The organism is Flavonifractor plautii ATCC 29863 (assembly GCF_000239295.1).
GTDB lineage: Bacteria > Bacillota > Clostridia > Oscillospirales > Oscillospiraceae > Flavonifractor > Flavonifractor plautii.
Genome location: NZ_JH417764.1, coordinates 1 through 1,002 on the forward strand (window position 1 = coordinate 1; position 1,002 = coordinate 1,002).

The 1,002-nt window shown below is 62.0% G+C and carries 1 protein-coding gene; it reads right to left on the reverse strand.

Annotation, left to right across the window (positions count from 1 at the left end; all coding sequences use genetic code 11):
- Window positions 1-820: ABC transporter ATP-binding protein (locus HMPREF0372_RS09265; RefSeq protein ID WP_007491342.1), on the reverse strand; the 820-nt coding region annotated here is incomplete at its 3' end.
- Between the last annotated feature and the right edge of the window lie 182 nt (window positions 821-1,002).

Genomic DNA, 1,002 nt, shown 5'->3' on the forward strand with positions numbered 1-1,002 from the left:
TCAGCAGCTCCTGGGCCTTGCCGCCCAGCACCACGGTGGCCTCGCCCACCTTGAGCTGGTACTTGCCGTCCTTCTTCTCCAGCTCACCGTCGAAGAAGTTCATCTGGGGCGAGCCGATGAAGCCGGCCACGAACAGGTTGGCGGGCTGGTCGAACACCTCCTGGGGGGTGCCGATCTGCTGGATGAAGCCGTCCTTCATGATGACGATGCGGTCGCCCAGGGTCATGGCCTCGGTCTGGTCGTGGGTGACGTAGATGAAGGTGGTGTTGATGCGCTGGCGCAGCTTGATGATCTCCGCGCGCATCTGGTTGCGCAGCTTGGCGTCCAGGTTGGACAGCGGCTCGTCCATCAGGAACACCTGGGGATCACGGACGATGGCGCGGCCGATGGCCACGCGCTGGCGCTGGCCGCCGGACAGCGCCTTGGGCTTGCGGTCCAGGTACTGGGTGATGTCCAGAATCTCGGCCGCCTCCCGCACCTTCTTGTCGATCTCCTCCTTGGGTACCTTGCGCAGCTTCAGGGCGAAGGCCATGTTCTCATATACGGTCATGTGGGGGTACAGGGCGTAGCTCTGGAAGACCATGGCGATGTCCCGATCCTTCGGCTCCACATCGTTCATCCGCTTGCCGCCGATGACCAGATCGCCCTCGGAGATATCCTCCAGGCCGGCGATCATCCGCAGCGTGGTGGACTTGCCGCAGCCGGAGGGGCCGACCAGGACGATGAACTCCTTGTCCGCAATCTCCAGGTTGAAGTCGTGAACCGCGGTCACCTTGTTGTCATAGATCTTCTTCACATTCTTCAGGGATACAGTTGCCATGTTCAGGGCCGTAAGGGCAATGCCTCCGCAAATACCCTCTTGCCCGCAGAGAGCGTCACTCTGCGGACGTTACGGCAGGTCTCCACACTGCCGCACCGCCGGCCCGGCGGACGTTCCTCCTTTTTGACCGCTCCTCCGCCCTATGAAAATGGAGTAGGGTCGGAAGGCTTGAATTTTGGGGC